The sequence below is a fragment of the Streptomyces sp. NPDC054956 genome, assembly GCF_053609185.1.
This window is the reverse complement of record NZ_JBSGXB010000030.1, coordinates 13,673-29,771: the sequence shown is the minus strand read 5'-3', so window position 1 is coordinate 29,771 and position 16,099 is coordinate 13,673. Positions and strand designations below refer to the sequence as shown.

At 71.5% G+C, this 16,099-nt stretch carries 14 protein-coding genes; 6 read left to right on the top strand and 8 right to left on the bottom strand.

The annotated features are described in order from the left end of the window. Together ACWGDE_RS08600 and ACWGDE_RS08595 are read right to left on the bottom strand one after the other, a co-directional pair. Positions 1-1,125: an ATP-binding protein gene (locus tag ACWGDE_RS08600; RefSeq protein WP_453388247.1), complete on the bottom strand. Its 1,125-nt coding sequence runs from the start codon at positions 1,123-1,125 to the stop codon at positions 1-3. Beyond that, positions 1,122-4,736, bottom strand: coding sequence for a WGR and DUF4132 domain-containing protein (locus ACWGDE_RS08595; protein WP_453388246.1), 3,615 nt, complete (start codon positions 4,734-4,736; stop codon positions 1,122-1,124). Before ACWGDE_RS08595 ends, ACWGDE_RS08600 begins: the two co-directional genes overlap by 4 nt. A 190-nt stretch (positions 4,737-4,926) precedes the next feature. On the opposite strand from ACWGDE_RS08595, the gene yczE reads away from it, so the two are divergent. Together yczE and ACWGDE_RS08585 are read left to right on the top strand one after the other, a co-directional pair. Further along, the gene (yczE, locus tag ACWGDE_RS08590) at positions 4,927-5,658 is read left to right on the top strand and encodes a membrane protein YczE (RefSeq protein ID WP_453388245.1); all 732 of its coding nucleotides are present in this window, start codon (positions 4,927-4,929) and stop codon (positions 5,656-5,658) included. A 238-nt stretch (positions 5,659-5,896) separates the two neighbouring features. Beyond that, positions 5,897-6,313 carry an Ig domain-containing protein gene (locus tag ACWGDE_RS08585; protein ID WP_453388244.1) on the top strand — a complete coding sequence of 139 codons (417 nt, stop codon included), beginning with the start codon at positions 5,897-5,899 and terminating at the stop codon, positions 6,311-6,313. Positions 6,314-6,394: 81 nt separating this feature from the next. Here the strand turns inward: ACWGDE_RS08585 and ACWGDE_RS08580 are convergent, their stop codons facing one another. From ACWGDE_RS08580 to ACWGDE_RS08565, 4 genes are all read right to left on the bottom strand, one after another. Next, positions 6,395-6,805 (bottom strand): RidA family protein, encoded by a 411-nt coding sequence (locus ACWGDE_RS08580; RefSeq protein ID WP_453388243.1) that lies wholly within the window; start codon positions 6,803-6,805, stop codon positions 6,395-6,397. Positions 6,806-6,886: 81 nt separating this feature from the next. After that, positions 6,887-7,540: a DUF4232 domain-containing protein gene (locus ACWGDE_RS08575; protein WP_453388242.1), complete on the bottom strand. Its 654-nt coding sequence runs from the start codon at positions 7,538-7,540 to the stop codon at positions 6,887-6,889. Between the two features lie 270 nt (positions 7,541-7,810). After that, on the bottom strand, positions 7,811-9,487 hold the full coding sequence (locus ACWGDE_RS08570; protein WP_453388241.1) for a peptide-N4-asparagine amidase: 1,677 nt from the start codon (positions 9,485-9,487) through the stop codon (positions 7,811-7,813). A 98-nt stretch (positions 9,488-9,585) separates the two neighbouring features. Further along, positions 9,586-10,224 (bottom strand): peptidylprolyl isomerase, encoded by a 639-nt coding sequence (locus ACWGDE_RS08565; protein ID WP_453388240.1) that lies wholly within the window; start codon positions 10,222-10,224, stop codon positions 9,586-9,588. A 221-nt stretch (positions 10,225-10,445) separates the two neighbouring features. On the opposite strand from ACWGDE_RS08565, the gene ACWGDE_RS08560 reads away from it, so the two are divergent. Together ACWGDE_RS08560 and ACWGDE_RS08555 are read left to right on the top strand one after the other, a co-directional pair. Continuing rightward, the gene (locus ACWGDE_RS08560) at positions 10,446-11,729 is read left to right on the top strand and encodes an extracellular solute-binding protein (RefSeq protein ID WP_453388239.1); all 1,284 of its coding nucleotides are present in this window, start codon (positions 10,446-10,448) and stop codon (positions 11,727-11,729) included. 43 nt (positions 11,730-11,772) lie between these two features. Then, positions 11,773-12,888, top strand: a complete 1,116-nt coding sequence (locus tag ACWGDE_RS08555) for a GNAT family N-acetyltransferase (RefSeq protein WP_453388238.1) — start codon at positions 11,773-11,775, stop codon at positions 12,886-12,888. Here ACWGDE_RS08555 and ACWGDE_RS08550 read toward each other — a convergent pair. Continuing rightward, complete coding sequence (locus ACWGDE_RS08550; protein WP_453388237.1) at positions 12,866-13,549, bottom strand: hypothetical protein; 684 nt, start codon at positions 13,547-13,549, stop codon at positions 12,866-12,868. The genes ACWGDE_RS08555 and ACWGDE_RS08550 overlap by 23 nt on opposite strands. 71 nt (positions 13,550-13,620) lie before the next feature. After that, on the bottom strand, positions 13,621-14,121 hold the full coding sequence (locus ACWGDE_RS08545) for a MarR family winged helix-turn-helix transcriptional regulator (RefSeq protein WP_453388236.1): 501 nt from the start codon (positions 14,119-14,121) through the stop codon (positions 13,621-13,623). 39 nt (positions 14,122-14,160) lie between these two features. Between ACWGDE_RS08545 and ACWGDE_RS08540 the strand changes: the two genes are divergently transcribed. Together ACWGDE_RS08540 and ACWGDE_RS08535 are read left to right on the top strand one after the other, a co-directional pair. Then, positions 14,161-14,784: a mycothiol-dependent nitroreductase Rv2466c family protein gene (locus ACWGDE_RS08540; protein WP_453388235.1), complete on the top strand. Its 624-nt coding sequence runs from the start codon at positions 14,161-14,163 to the stop codon at positions 14,782-14,784. Then, the gene (locus ACWGDE_RS08535; RefSeq protein WP_453388234.1) at positions 14,765-16,036 is read left to right on the top strand and encodes an MFS transporter; all 1,272 of its coding nucleotides are present in this window, start codon (positions 14,765-14,767) and stop codon (positions 16,034-16,036) included. The genes ACWGDE_RS08540 and ACWGDE_RS08535 overlap by 20 nt, the downstream gene beginning before the upstream one ends. Positions 16,037-16,099 lie beyond the last annotated feature (63 nt).

The following is a 16,099-nucleotide window of genomic DNA, read 5'->3' as shown; positions in this document are numbered from 1 at the left end:
TCAGCCCGCCAGCAGGTGGCGTGCCGCGTGCAGGGCCTTCCACTGCGGCCCGCCGCGCCTGGCCACGCGCTGTTCGAGGTAGCGGCGCAGCCGGGCCAGGTCCTCCGGGCTGTCCTTGGCCGCCGTACCCGCGAGGCAGGTGACCAGGTCGGCCGCGTTGCCCGGCTCGCCCCGCAGGAACCAGCCCCGCACGCCCACCGCGTGGGCGACCGACACGGCCTCGGCGGTGCTCATCACCGAGGAGAGCGGGTCCGCCGTGGCCGCGCCGTCGCCCCCGAAGCCGGAACGCAGCTCGCGGAAGGTGGTGACGAGCACCTCGAGGATGTCCGGGTCCGGCGCCGCGGTGACGCCCGAGCGGTGCAGCAGGGCCTTCGCCTCGGCCTCGACCAGGGCGATCTCGGTGTCCAGGTCGGCGATGGGGAAGACCGTCTCGTAGTTGAAGCGCCGCTTGAGCGCGGCGCTCATCTCGTTGACCCCGCGGTCGCGGGTGTTGGCCGTCGCGATCACGTTGAAGCCCTGGCGGGCGAAGACCATCCCGTCCGGGCCCTCCAGCTCCGGGACGGCCACCACCCGTTCGGACAGCAGCGACAGCAGGGAGTCCTGCACCTCCAGCGGGCAGCGGGTGATCTCCTCGAACCGGACGAGCCGGCCCTCCCGCATCCCGGTCAGCATGGGCGCCGGCACCAGCGAACGCTGCGACGGGCCCTCCGAGACGAGCAGGGCGTAGTTCCAGGAGTACTTGATCTGGTCCTCGGTCGTCGCCGCGCCGCCCTGGACGACCAGGGTGGAGTCGCCGCTGACGGCCGCCGCGATCAGCTCCGACAGCAGCGACTTGGCCGTACCGGGCTCACCGACCAGCATCAGCCCGCGGTTCGTCGCCAGCGCCACCAGCGCCCGCTCGACCAGGGCGGTGTCGCCGACGAACTTGCGGCCGATGCCCGCCTCCTCGTCACCGACGATGAACCGGCGGGCGGCCCGCAGACTCAACTGCCAGCCCGGCGGCCGGTGATCGGTGTCGCGGGCCCGCAGCTCGGCGAGTTCCCCGGCGTAGCGGACCTCGGCGGGCGGCCGCTGCAACTGCTCGGCAGCGGCCGCCGTCGTCGCAGGGGTCGTGCTCGTCGTCATGACGTCAACTCCGTGAGATCGGCCAGCACCTCGGAGACGATGACCGGGGACAGATCACCGAACTTCAGCCGGTACTTACGCGAGGCCCAGTGGTCGCAGGGCTGCCTGTCGAGCCAGATGGTCTCCAGCTTCTGGTCCGGGAACTCGCCGATCATCCCGACCGCGATGCCGTCGCCCAACTGGATGACCAGGTACCTCTCGTGGTCCAGCCGACGGGAGAACCACCGCTCCACCCCCGCGTCCTGCGGCTCGCCGCGCTCCCAGCCGCGCTTCGTCAGCCCGAGCAGCTTGCCGACCGGGACGGTGATCCCCTCGAACCGCGTCAGCCGCGCACCGGCGGCCTCCTCCTCGGTCACGGCCATCACCGGCCGGCCGAGCTGGGGGAACGGCTGCACGATCTCGTAGTCCGCGAACAGCTCGGACCAGGCGGCCAGATCACCCTCCAGATGCAGGGGGTGGGCCAGCGAGACGCTCGCGTCGTCCGCGAACTTCAGCTCCTCGTCCTCGACATCGGCGTACGTACGGTCCTCAGCCACCCGGAAGGCGGTCACCGTGCCCTCCGCCTCGGCCAGCCAGACCAGGCGCCGCACCAGGTGCCAGATCAGCGGATGCTCCACGAACAGCTGACGGAACTCGGCGCCCGTCCACGTACGGCCGTCCACCATGGCGGCCTCCAGCCGCCGCACCTGGTCCGAGGCGATCGTGCGGACGTCCTTCTTCAGCGCGGCGAACCGCTTGCGCTCCTCCGGCGCGAGTTCCGCGTCGTCCCGAGCGCCCGGCTTGGGCAGGTCCTTGAGCCGGCTGCCCCCCTCGTCCAGCACGTAGGGACGCAGTTGCTCGTCGAATCCGACGGTGAAACGGCGCGTGCCGTAGTCGACGACCGTGCTGCCGTCCGCGTCGAGACCGAGGTCCGGCACGAGCCGGTCGGACAGCTGCTCGCCGGTGAGCCCGAGCTCGGCCGCGACCGCGGAGATCTTCTCCTGCGCGCGGAGCTTGAGCGCCTTGAACTTCACCCGCTGCGCTATCCCGTGCAGGTGCAGCAGCGCGACATCGGTGCCGATGGAGGCCAGGACGTCGAGACCGTCGACGGCCCGGTGGTGCGCGCCCTCACCCGGCCACGCGCGGATCACCGGAGTGAGGGCGCGTACGGTCCCGTCGTCGCCGAACCTGCCGAGCGCGTGCAGCGCCCACGCCTCCTTGGGCGGCATCCCGGCGAGCTGCCATTCCGTGAACAGCGCCCACACGAAGGCGGTCAGGGACTGCGGTGTGCACAGTTCCCGCACCTGGGCCAGCCCGGGGAACTCCGCACTCGGCGTGGACACCGCCAGCATGGTCAGCACGTGCCCGGCCGCCGACGCCGGCAGGGCGCCGCCGGTCTTGAGCAGGAGCTGCGGCAGCGCGTGCGGGTCGGCCCACTCGGACATCCTGGGCATCCGTGCGGGCAGCGCCGCGGCGAGCGGATCGGAACCGAGCAGCGGCTCCAGCGCCGCGGCGGCCTCCGGGCCGTACTCCGCCACCACCTCCCGTACGGCGTCGGCGCCGTGCGCCGTCACGATCGCCAGCAGCGCCCGCTCGGCCGCCGTCCGCTCCGGCCCGACCGGGCCCAGCGCGTCGGGAACGAGCAGCCGGGCGGCGTCGGCCCCGTGCCGCACGAACCAGGACCGGGCGGTCTCTCCGGCGACCTTGAGCCGCACCAGCCACTCGGCCATCAGCCGCGCCACGCCCGCGTCGAGGAACGGCATCAGGACCGGCGCCATGATCGTCGGGTTGTCGCTCGCCATGCGTACGGCCACGGGCAGCGCGGCCAGGTCGTGCCGCGCGATGAGGGGCTTGAACGTGTTCACGCCCTCGTGGGTGTAGCCGGTGCCCCTCCATTCGGTGAGGAGGGGACGCACCTCCTCGACGGGACCGTTCAGGAACACCGCCAGCGCGTCCCACGCGTTGACGCGGACGCCCTTGCGGAGGTTCTTGATGTGCAGGTCCAGGGTGTAGGACGGCTCCCGGCCGGTGACCCACGACTCGGTGGCGGCCCAGATCTCCCGCTCTCCCGTCCGCCAGACGAGCCGTGCGTCGGCCGGCGCGGCCAGCCCGGTGACCACGCGCGGCTTGACCACCGTCCGCTTGCGCGTCCACGGCGGACTGGTCAGCAGCTCCGGCAGCGCCTCCGCCGGAACCTCCTCCACATGGCCTTCCCGGTGCGCGAGAGGAATGATCACCGCCGCGAGCTCCTCGGGGAGGTCGTCCACCACGGCAAGCACCAGGTCCCGGTGGGCGGCGACATGCGCGTTGAGCAACTGGCCGGCCATCGAGGCCGTCCGGCCCGAGCCGATCGAGGCCTGCGCCAGCATGCGCAGCGCCCGTACGGGGAACCGGCGCGCCGCGGTGGGCACATGCGGCCGTACGTACTTGTTGTCGAGGCGGTCCACGAGGGAGCCGAAGGCGGCGTCGGATGGCAGCTCGGCGAGGGCTGCCGCCAGGGCCTTGGCGTTGTCCGCGTCGAGGTAGGGCCGGCCCAGCTCGCCCGCCAGCAGTGGGGCCATCGCCGCCCCGACGCCCTCGGCGACGGTCGACACGACGTCGGTGCCCCAGCCCCGCCAGCCGAGGTCCACCCGGTCACCGAACGGGCCGAGTTGCTCCGGCGATCCCAGGGAGCACAGCAGCATCTCCCGGACGGGGATCATGGCGTGGTCGACGATCGCCGGATCGGCGCAGCATTCGTCCACCCACTCCTGCTCCGAGGGGACGATGAAGGACACGGTGACCCGCCGGCGCGGGCTCTGCCGGTGGAGGGCGAGGGCGGCGACGGAGGCCCGGTACGTCTCCTCGTCGGCCACGCAGAGCAGGGCCCTGACGCGTTCGCCGGCGGTTCGGGCGCTGCTGCGGGCCCAGTTGCCGCCGTGGTACTGATCGGCTTCGGGACACTCGGAGACCCCGTCGGGGAAGTGCTTGCTGCCCTGATAGGTCCACTCGACCCGGAGCTCGTGCAACTCGACGGCGGCGCGGGCCGCGAACGGCAGACCGAAGGCGCCCGCCCAGGCGTCCACGAAGACCGTGTAGGACTCCGGCCGCTGCTTCAGGAGCATCGCGAGGACCGCCGCGCCCACGGGGTTCCGGCTGCCGGCCAGGTGGGCCCGGGCCGCCTCGACTAGCGCGTGGTCGCTCTTCGGCGAGGCGAGCACCCGCTCCACCGTCTCGGCGTCGCTCGTGAGCCACCGGCGCAGCTCGTCCTGCGCGCCCTCGTCGACTGCGGGCACGGTCCGGCGGACACCGCCGCGCCGCGGATACAGATTCCGCTTCCACGCCGCGGGCAGGACGAAGGAGTCCTCGTCCGCGAGTACGGGCGGGGCCGCGGGCCCGTCGGCGGCGACCGGAGCCGGGGCGACGGGCGCGGTGCCGTCCTGGACAGCGCCGACCTCCGCGTAGCCCTTGCGTTCCTTCTCGGCTATGGCCTTGACCAGGTGTGACTGGGCGTCGGCGGGCGAGGCGAACTCCTTGACCCGCGTCTGGCCGGCCGTCCCGGTACGCCCGAACCGGACGGTCACCGAGGTGCCTTCCCCCTCGGCCTCCCAGAACTTCGCCGAGCCTCCTTCGACGTACTCCCAGCGCCGCACGCTGCCTCCCCTTGTCGCGCCTGATCAGTTGACCGAACAGTAAGCGGCCCCACTGACAACGGGACGCCGGGGTGGGAGTCACCGACCGGCCAGTTCTCCGGAATTGGCCGTGCCGTCGCGGCCGCCCCCTCCGCAGACTCACCTCACCGGCCTCGAACGGGGCCGCGGGAACCATGTGGGGGCGAACGAAATGCAGCAGGAGACCATCGACGGCCGGGCGCGCGGGACGGGGCGCCGGGCAGCGGCACCCGTCGGGGCTCCGGCGGGGCCCGGCCCGCGCCCGTCCGTGCCCGAGTTCTCCTACGTCCGCCTCGGTGAGCGTCCGGTGCGACGCCTGCCCCAACTGTTCACCGGCCTGGCCCTGTACGGATTCAGCCTCTCGCTCATGGTCCGGGCCTCGCTGGGCCTGAACCCCTGGAGCGTCTTCAACGACGGGATCGTGCGGCACACCCCCCTGAGCTTCGGCACCGTCACCACCCTGGTCGGCGTCGTCGTGCTCCTGCTGTGGATCCCGCTCAAGCAGAGGCCGAAGTTCGGCACCTTTGCGAACATCGCCGTCCTCGGGTTCTCCTCCGACCTCGGACTGCTGCTCGTCCCCGTAGACCTGGGGCTTCCCACCCGCATCGCCCTGCTCCTCGCGGGGATCCTGCTCAACGCGCTGTCCATCGCCGTTTACGTGGGCGCGCGCTTCGGGCCCGGCCCCCGGGACGGGCTGATGACCGGGGCCGTCGCCGTGACCGGCCGCTCCATCCGGTTCGTCCGCACCCTGATCGAGGTCACCGTGCTCCTGGTGGGATGGCTGCTCGGTGGCACCGTGGGCGTCGGTACGGTGCTGTACGCCCTCGCCGTCGGCCCCGTCACCCAGTTCTGCATGGCGCGGTTCACCTACACCGCCGACGCCGAACGCGAGGCCGACGCCTAGGGCGTCCGACGGGCGCCCGACCGCTTCGGGAGTCCTGAACGAACGGACTCGGACACCCGCCCACCGGATCCGGACGAACGACGGGGAGGCCCCCGAGCCCCCGTCGACGCATCGTCCCGGCGCTGCCTATGATGCGCGGGCTCCACGGCACCTCGCACACTCACACCCGATGCAGGAGGCGGTCGGTGTCCGGGAACCACACCGGAACGCCGGGCGCCTCCCGACGAGTTCGGAGGTCATGTTGAGAACGTCCTCGCACACCCTGCGTCGCCTGGCGGCGCTCGCCCTCGGCCTGGGCGCCCTGTTGGCGGTGCCCGTCACCCCGGCCGCGGCCGGGGGCGCGCAGCCCGCCGCCCCGGTGGTCCGTACCGCGTTGGACAAGCCGATCGTGGCCGGGTCGGGCAACCGGACCGACTACCAGTGGGACAGCGTCCGGGAGCAGATGATCGGCATGGGAGGAGTCCCGCCGTACACCTTCTCGGCCGTCAACCTGCACACGGGCACGTCGATCAATCCCTCGACCGGTCTGATCTCCGGAGTGGTGCGCAGCTACGGCACCCGCACCGTGACCGTCACCATCAGGGACAGCATCGGGCAGACGGGCTCGACCACCTTCACCTGGCGCGTGATCCGCGACGCCTGTCCGCGCTGCTGACACTCCGCGAGGACCCCCGCCCGGCGCCCTTCGGGACACCGGGCGGGGAGGTGGGTCTCCCGGCGGGAACGGCCCGTCGGCTCAGGAATCGAGCACGGCGGCGACGGCTTCGATCTCCACGAGCTGACCGTCATAGCCGAGCACGGTGACACCCATCAAGGTGCTGGGCACGTCGTGGTCACCGAACGCGTCCCGGACGACCTCCCACGCCGTCACCAGGTCCTCCCGCCGGTGAGAGGCGACGAGTACACGGGTGCTGATGACATCGCGCAGTGACGCGCCCGAGTCCGTCAGAGCGGTCCGCATGTTCTCCACGGCCTTGGCCGCCTGCCCCGCGACGTCCCCGATCGCCGCGGTGGAGCCGTCCTCGTTCAGAGGACATGCTCCGGCCAGGAAGATCAGTCGCGACTCGGCCGGGGCCGTGGCCGCGTAGGAGTACTCCGCGACATCGGACAGGGAGGCGGAGCGAATCAATGTGACAGCACGCGGCACGGGCTTCCTTTCGCGGCAGTTCCGGGACACTCAGGACCTTCTCAGAGCCCGACTCCGCGTTCGACACATTTTCCCGGGCCGTCAGGACGACATGATGAAGTCCAGGGCCGTGTCGGAGGCGGTCCTCCAGTAGGTGACGAGTTGCCCGTCGTCGGCCAACAGCGTGGCGAGGCCGGTCAAGTCGACCTTGTTCGACTTGGCGGAGACGCTGCCGGGCTTGGGACCCTGGAGCCTGAGGGTGATGGTCTTCGCGTCGTACTCGTCCCTGTGGCCTCCCCGGACGAGCAGGGCCGCGTACGCCTTCTCACCCGGAGCGATGGTGGCGGGTGCCTTCGGGTCGCTCTCCTTGATCACGGGGGTCGGGGCCTGGGAATCGGCGCCGAGCATCACGACGGGATAGTGGTGGATGGTGCACTTCTTGCTGCCGGTGTTGGTGACGGTGAGGAGGAGGTGTTTGGCGTACTTGACGCCTGCCTCGTCGTGGTTCGTGGCGGTGAACGAGAGGTCTCCCTCGGCGCAGGCCACGACGGGGTCGCCGCTGCCGCCGGTGTTGCCGGTGCCGGGGCCGGGCGTCGCCGAGCCGGACGTGCTCGGCCGGACCGAGGGCGTGCGGTCCTCGGGACCTTGGGCCGGGTTCGGCCCGCACGCCGTGGACGCGAGCAGTGCGATGACCGTCGACGCCCCGAGGACGTAGGCCTTCCGGCTTCCGCGGGTCTTGCGGGCGGCAGTGTTCATGGTGTTCCCCCGGTCGTTCGCCAGTGCGCGGCCGCTCTCGGCTCTCGGCTGCGAGCCCAGTCTGCGACACCGTCGGCGCGGGCTCTCCTGCCCGGGGCGGTCCTGTTACCGATCGGGTGCGCGGAAGTCATGCTTCCATCGAAAACCCCTGCCCAGTGGCCTGCCTGCCCGGCGATCGGCAGGACGCTCCCAGGCCACGGGCCCGGCCACGCCGAGCGCGTGGCCGGGCCCCGGTCGAAACCCGGCCGGTCATCGGCGGGCGCGCCGGTGTCAACAGCGGTGGCGGTCCTGCGTGACGGTGCCCTGAACGGTGGCCACGGTGTGGTCGTAGCATCCGCCCGGCGCCCCGGTTCCGTACAGCCGGTAGCGGGCGGTGGTGGTGGCGACCGCGTGCCGCTGGTCGCGCGGGACGTTCGCCGTGTAGGTCGCGTCGCCGGTGTACTGGTCGTCGAGCCGGGTGCGGTCGATCTCCCGTCCGCCGCGCGAGGTGACGGTGTCCGCGCGGTCGCCGAGCTTGATGACCGTGCGGAGCCGGTCGCCCGCACCGAGGGTGGTCTCGCCGTCCATGGTGTACGTGCGGTGGGTCCTGGTGGTGGTCGTCCCGCGGGTGACGCTCTCCTGGTCGGTCCAGTTGGCGGTCAGCGCGTCACGGTCCTCGCCCTCGGTCCAGCGGTGGACGGAGGTGTTGTGCACGGTGCGGCTGACGGTGGTGGTGACCCGGCCGTGCGAGGTGTCCAGGTATCCGGTGACGGTCAGCCGGTGGCCGCCCTCGGTGTCCAGGCGGTGCTCGGCGCCGGGTGCGGCGGGCGTCCAGCGCGTGGAGTTGGCCGGATCGCTCTGGTCGTGGCGGGTGAGGGCCCCGGTGACGACCTCACGGGCCGCGTCCTGCCAGAGCAGCAGATTGGCGGGAGCCCGCCAGCCGCTCTGCCCGGCCGGAACTCCGGCGACGGAGACCTCGATGCGGTGCGCGCGACCGTCGTTGAGGAGGGCGGCGTAGGGGGTGAGGTCGTAGCGGATCGGCTGGACGTCGAAGGCGCGGGGGCCGGGGGTGACGTACCAGAGGAAGGGGTTGGACCAGCCGCCGGTCCAGACGTGGGGGAAGGGCGCGGCGATGCCGGCGAGCCGGCCGTCGACGGAGACCCGGACCTCGCGGTACGGACCGTCGGCCGCCTTGCAGGAGTACGGGGCGGCGTCCGGGGTGGTCAGGTACCAGTACTCCTCGCAGCCGCCGCCCGAGCCCGTGGCGTAGACCTCGGCGATCAGCCGCTCCGTGTTGCGGGGGAGGGCGACGTCCGGCGCGGTGAGCGGGAGGACGCGGTCCGGTGTACGGCCGGAGCGGCCGGATCCGGAGCGGTCCTCGGCCGCGTAGAAGGTCAGAGTGACCTTGACGTCGATGACGCCGGTGTACGTGTCGTTGACGACGTTGCCGATGAGCATCTCGACGGGCTGCGGGCGGCTGAGGGTGTCGCGGTAGTGGGTGACGTCCTTCTCGACGGACCAGGTGATGCCGTCCGGCGAGGGCTCCGGGGTGGAGGTGTGGAAGATCTGCACGCCGCCGACGGAGAGGTGGCCGAGGCGGTCGAACTGGCGGCCCTTGACCTTGCCGTCGAGACGGAGGACCACCTTCGCCCAGTCGCCCGCTCCGCAGGCGGTGGGAGGTGCGTAGCTGCCCTTATAGGGGGTGAAGTCGCGGAACTGGGCCTCGGCGAGGGTTACTTGGCAGGACCGGGACGCCGGGCGCTCCACCGGCGGGGTGGCGGTGAGGGGGTCGTGCCAGTCGGTTCCGAACTCGGCGGGCGGCGGCTCCGTGCCGGGCCCCGCCGGTGCGGGGGCGGCCGTCGCGGGCGTGCCGCCGGGTTCGGCCGCCCCCGCAGGGCCCGCGGTGGCGAGGGTGGCCGCCGCGAGGGCGAGCGCGCCGAGCGCGCCCATGATCCTGTGTCGTCTCATGGGCCCGCAGTGAAACCCGGCCCGGCGCGCGGGCGCCAGGGCGGCGTGCCCGCCCTGGCCGGATCTCGCTGCCGCCGGGACACGGCCGCATGCGGGACCTAACCCGCGTGAATCCGAACCGTGTTGATGATCACGTCCTGCTTGGGTGCTCCGTCGCTCCGGCCGTCCTTGGTGCCCTTCTCGGCGATCCGGTCCAGTACCCGCGTGCTGCCGGTGATCCTGCCGAACGGGGTGTAGTTCGGGGGCAGGCGGGTGTCCTTGTACACGAGGAAGAACTGGCTGCCGTTGGTCCCGGGCCCGGCGTTGGCCATGGCGACGGTGCCCGCCGGATAGGTGGCGCCCCTGAGGTTCTCGTCCTTGAACTCGTAGCCGGGCCCGCCGGATCCGGTGCCGGTGGGGTCTCCGCACTGCAGGACGAAGATGCCGGCGGTGGTGAGCCGGTGGCACTTCGTCCCGTCGAAGTACTTCTGGCGGGCCAGGTGCCCGAAGGAGTTCGTGGTGCACGGCGCCTTCGCCGTATCGGCCGCGAAGGTGACGGCGCCATGGCTGGTGTCGAGCGTGGCCGAATACGGCCGGAGGCCCCGGACATCGGCGGGCGGGCTTCCGACGTTCCTGGCCGCCTTCGCGGCGGGCGTGTAAGCGCAGGTGGAGGCGGCCGAAGTCGAACCGGTGGGCCCGGTGAGCAGTCCGGCGGCGAGTGCGGCGCCGGCGGTCACGCGGAGAACGTTCGAGAACATGGGGGTTCCAATCCAGGAGCGGGGACTGGATCTTGATATCGGTGTCCCGCGCGGCTCCGGGGAGAAACGCCGTACGGGTCCTTCGAACGAGGACGCGGCCGAACCGGAGGCTCTAGGCAAACGTGATCGAAATGCGTGCTGCCGAGGGGTGTGGAAGTGGCCGGTTGGTGGTGTAGACCATACGCCCAGTAGTCATCATGTGATGAGAGGCGGACCACATCATGCGGCGCTCCTTCCCGACCTTCACGGCAGCTGTCACCGTCTTCACCTTGACCTTCATCACCCTGACCGGCTGCGGCACCGGCAGTGCCGCGGGCGGCGTCACCCTGCACGTCGTGGCCGCCGAGTACGGCGACAATCCGGCCAACAGCTCCAAGCCCTACTGGGAGCGCCTCGCCGCCGACTTCGAGAGAACGAACCCAGGCGTGAAGGTCGAAGTCGACGTCGTCTCCTGGAACGACGTGGATGCCAAGGTCGCCCAGATGGTGAAGGACGGAAAGGCCCCCGACATCGCGCAGATCGGTGCCTACGCCGACTACGCCAACGCCGGCAAGCTCTACCCCGCCGACGAGATCCTCTCCATCAAGACCGAGGCCGACTTCCTCGCCCCGCTCGCGGAGGCCGGCAAGGTCCGCCGCACCCAGTACGGCCTCCCCTTCGTGGCCAGCACCCGGCTGATGTTCTACAACCAGACCCTCCTCGCCGACGCCGGCATCACCAAGGACGGCAGTCCTTGGCAGCCGCGCACCTGGAACGACCTGGTGGCCGCCGCGAAGAAGCTCAAGGCGGCGGGCGTCCCCACCCCGTTCGCCCTGCCGCTGGGCCCGGAGGAGGCGCAGGGCGAGTCGATGATGTGGATGCTGTCGGGAGGCGGCGGCTACACCAGCGAATCCGAGACCTACACGATCAACTCCCCGAAGAACATAAAGACCTTCGAGTTCCTGCGGGACAAGATGGTCGGCCAAGGCCTCACGGGCGCGGTCGAGCCGGGCAAGCTCGACCGCCAGGGCGCCTTCGACGCCTTCATCCGCGGCGAGGTGGGCATCCTCAACGGGCACCCCACCCTGATCAAGCAGGCCCAGGACAAGGGCGTCAAGATCGGCGTCGTGCCCATGCCGACCGAGGACGGCTCCGAACCGACGGCGATGGGTGTCGCCGACTGGGCGATGGCCTTCAAGAACGGCCACCCCAAGGAGGCCGGCCGCTTCCTCGATCACCTCTACGACGCGAAGAACGTCGCCGAGTTCACCGGCAAGTACGGACTGCTCCCCGCGACGACCACCGGGTCTCAGGAGATGATGAACTCCACCGACCCGGCCACCGTCCAGCTCCAGGTCTTCCTCAAGGCGCTGCCCTCCTCGCGCCTCTACCCCGTCGGCAAGAAGTCCTGGGCCGGGGTCAGCCAGGACATGAAGCAGAACATCGGCAAGGCCGTACAGCCCGGAGGCCGGCCCGCCACCGTTCTCGGCGACATCGCCGAGAAGGCGCACAACGCCGAGAAGTAGGCCACGGGCCCCTGTGCGGCGGGGTCCTTGGCATCATCCAGGTATGACTCGCGCGCTTCCCCGCACCATCCGAGCCGTCGACACCGACCGGCTCCTCGCCCTGGAGCGGGAAGCCGCCGCGTACGGCTTCAGCCAGCGGCTGCCGGTCGACTGGCTGCGGGAGCACGTCGCGGAGGGAGCGAGTCACTACCTGTTCCCGGTACTCGTGCATCAACTGGGCCACCGTCCCGAGGTGTCACCGCAGTGGAGGTGCCAACTGCTGCTGACCGTCCGGACCGGCGAGCAGATCCTGAGCCTGCTCGACGTGCTGCCCGCCACCTTCGACGAGCTCGCGGAGACCCTGGACGCGGCGTCGAAGACGGACATCGCCGGCCGCATGGAGCGGGCGCGGACCCAGCGTGAGTGGACGGAGAGCACGACACCCGAACCCGTGACCACGGCTGACGATCTCCTGCTGGTCCGGGCCCGGGAGCTGTGGGTGGAGTTGGCGGGTGTCCCCGTCGCGTTCTCCCCGTCTGCGGTGGTGGAGGCCGTGGTCGCGCCCGGGTCGCGGCTGAGTCCGCCGTCGTGGACCGGGATCGTGCGGATCGGCGACGCTGCCATCGCCACCGCACCGAGCGCACGGACCGCCGCGATGGTGGCCGACGCGGCACGGAAGCTGACCCGGGAGGAACTCGTCGACGCCGCGCGGCTCGGGGCGTTGCTGCCCGTACGCGACGTACTCGGGCCGGCCTCGCTGTTCTACCTCGACCGGGCCGGGTTCCTTCCCGCGCACGAAGGTCTCGGGGTCGAGGAGGCGCCGGTCGGCGACGGCGGCGTGGCGCGGCTGCTGGCCCTTGCGGGGGAGGAGGAGGCCGGCGAAAGCGGTCTGGAGGACATCTCCTCGCCCGCGTTCCTGCTCCGCCGGGGCGACGAGGTGGTGGCCGCGGCCGGGTACCGGACCTGGCCGCGGTCGGTCGCCCACATGAGCGTGCTGGTGGCCCCGGACTGCCGAGGCCGCCACCTGGCCCGGGCCGTGGCATCCGCGGCGGTGGCCCACGCCCTCGGATCCGGTCTGCTGCCGCAGTGGAGAGCGCGCTCGTACGCATCACAGCGCGTGGCACTGGCCCTGGGCTTCGAGGAACTGGGCACCCAGCTCAGCGTCCGGCTCGGGGCTTGACTGCTCGAAGCCCGTCGGGCTGAAGCCACCGCAGGGTCGCGGCGAGCTCTTCACCGAGTTCGTGGCACAGCGCGAGCAGCTCGCGACCGGCGGATGAATCGGGCAGCCCTACGTGAGCGGGGAGGCGCTGGATGGCCTCGTGGCACGCGGATTCGACGGCGAACTCCCGTGCGCCGAGATATCCGCGGCCGCCACTCGCTCCGGCTTCCAGGCCGGCGAGGTACGCGTGGTGGGCATCCTCGGAGGGGTGGGAGTGGAACGAGCCCGCAATGAGATCGTCGAGGTAGCCCGCCAGGTGCGACGAGCGCTCGAGCATCCGCTCGACCTCGTCCGGGCCGGACCCGTCCAGTAGCTCGCCGAAGGTCAACAGGCTGTCGATGGTCTCCAGTTGGACCAGCTGGATCGTGTCCGGGTCGACTTCGGAGGCGAAGAGCGGGGCCGCGGACAACTCGGCGATTCCCTGCCGGTACGCGCCACTGGACCGTTCTCCCGGAGGCGCCGCGGCGAGTCGGAACAACGACTCCAGGATGGAGGGGTCCACTCCCCACTCCTCATCCAGCTCGAAGGCGAGCACTGGCGTACGCCACCGCCACAGGGCCAGCGCCGCCGCCTGATGCCGCTGGACGGGCGTCAGGCTCGCCAACCGCTCGTTGTCCGCCACGTTACCGAGTCACCCTTTCGATCTGCCGTTCGTTCGGTAGCTTCCTTCGCCTTCGGGGCGCCCGAAGGCGTTCAGGCTTCACCCGGGGGGAGTGTCGAGGCGAAGCGGGTCAGCAGGTGGGCGAGGTGGGTCTGCTCGTCCGGGGTGAGGCCGGCGAGGAGGTGGCGCTGGTTGTCCAGGTGGACGGCGATGAGTTCGTCGGTCAGGGCGACGCCCTCGGGGGTGAGGGTGATCAGGCGGCCGCGCGAGTCGGCCTCGGCGACCGTCCTGCCGACCAGGCCGCGGGCTTCGAGCCGGTCGATCCGCTTGCTGATCGCGCCCGTGGTGACCAGGACGGTGCGGCTGAGTTCGCCCGCGGACAGCGCGTAGGGCTCGCCGGAGCGGCGGAGTGCCGCCAGGACGTCGAAGTCGCCGCTGCCCAGGCCCGCGGCCTGGAAGGGCGGGCGGAGCCGTTGGTCCAGTTCGTCGGCGAGCCGGAAGAGACGGCCGGTGACGAGCATCGGTGCCGTGTCCAGGTCCGGGCGTTCGCGTTTCCACTGGTCGACGATGGCGGCGATGGCGTCGGTCTGCATGTCTTCACTATATCTTCCGCGGATGATAAATTGTCTTCCATGGAAGATATCGATGTGCCGCGCTCCGTCGTCCCGGTCGTCTGCTACTTCGACCCCGTCTGCCCCTTCGCCTGGGTCACCTCCCGATGGCTGCTGGAAGTCGAGCGGCTGGAGCCGATCGACCTGCGCTTTCGGATCATGAGCCTGTCCGTACTCAACGAGCACCGCGAACTCGAGCCCTGGTACCGCGAGTTCAACGACGCGGGCTGGGGTCCGGCCCGCGTGTGCGCGGCCGCCGAGGCCCTGCACGGCAGCACCGTCCTGCGCGACCTCTACACCGCGCTCGGCAGCCGCATCCACGTGGGCCGCAACAAGGACTACGACGCGGTCGTCACCGCGGCCCTCGACGAACTCGGGCTGCCCGCCTCCCTGGCCAAGGCCGCGCACACCGACGAGTTCGACGCGGCCCTGCGCGCCAGCCACCGCGCCGGACAGGAAGCGGTCGGCGAGGAGGCCGGGACACCCGTCGTCACCGTCGACGGTGTCGGCTTCTTCGGTCCCGTACTCAGCTCCGTGCCCAGGGGCGAGGAAGCGGTCGGGTTGTTCCGGGCCACGCGGACCCTGGCCGGCACCGGGGCGTTCGCCGAGCTGAAGCGAGGTCGCGGTGCACTCGACTTCCGCTGAATCCGGCGTTGAGGCCGGTGTTGAACCCGGTGCCGCCCTCGGCGCTGCACCCGACGTCCGCACCCGGCGCCGGCTCATCGCCGCGAGCCTGGTCAGCTCGATCGGTGACGGCATCTACGTCCCGCTGACCATGCTGTTCGTCCACTCGCTCACCGGCCTGTCGCTGACGGCGATCGGCATGGGCCTGACCGTCGCGGGGCTCTGCGCCCTGGCGTTCATGCCGGTCGCCGGCGTCCTCATCGACCGGTTCAGCGGCCGGCGGGTGCTCATCGGCGTGCTCGCGCTGCGGGCGGTCGGGTTCGCCGCCTACCCGTTCGCCGACTCCTACCCCGCCTTCCTCGCCATCGCCCTGGTGGTCGCGGTCGGCATGTGGGCCTCCTCGCCCAGCCAGCACGCCCTCATCGGCGAGATCGCCCGCGGCGCCGAGCGCGACCGGCTCCTCGCCTGGGACCGCAGCCTGCGCAACGCCGGCATGGGATTCGGCAGCCTGGCGGCGGCCGGAATGCTCGCCTGGAACGGCAGCTCCGGTTTCATCGGCGCCGCCGTGACGCTGGCCGTCGTATTCGCCACCGCCGCGGTGCTGGTGTCCCGGATCCCGGCCGTCCGGAGCGGCGCCGGGCGGCCGCAGGGCCCCGGGGGCGGCTACCGGCAGGTCCTCGCCGACCGGCCCTACCTGCTCATCACGACCGCCAACTTCCTGATCGCCTTCGGCTACACCACCCAGGCCATCGCCCTGCCGATCTTCCTCACCCGGGACGTCGGCATCCCCGACGCCCTGGCCGGGGCCGTGTTCGCCCTCAACACCGTCCTGGTCGCCGCGCTCGGTGTACCCGTCGCCCGCCTGACCCTGCGCGGCAGGCGCACCCGTACCGCCGCGCTCGGCGCGTTCGTCTTCGCGCTGTCCTTCGCCGCCTTCGCCGCCCTTCCCCACCTGTTCAGCGGCGCCGAAGCCGTCGTCGCCGTCGTGGCGGTCGCCGTGCTCTACACCGCAGGTGAGCTCGTCCACTCCGCACCGTCGCAAGGCCTGTCGGTGCAGGCCGCCCCCGACCACCTGCGGGGACGGTACCTGGCGACCTACCAGCTGTCCTGGTCGGTCTGCCGCACCATCGCCCCCGTCCTGCTGGGATTCCTGCTCGACGCCGGTCCGTGGCACCTGTGGACGGTCCTGGCCCTGCTGGTCCTCACCGGCGCGGCGATCCTCCTGTACGCCGAACGCGTGTTGCCGGCCGACGTGGTGAACAACGCCCCTTAGACGATCCCCAAGTTCCAGGAACCCGCGACCTGACGCACGCGGACGCCGGACGGCCGAGGCCGC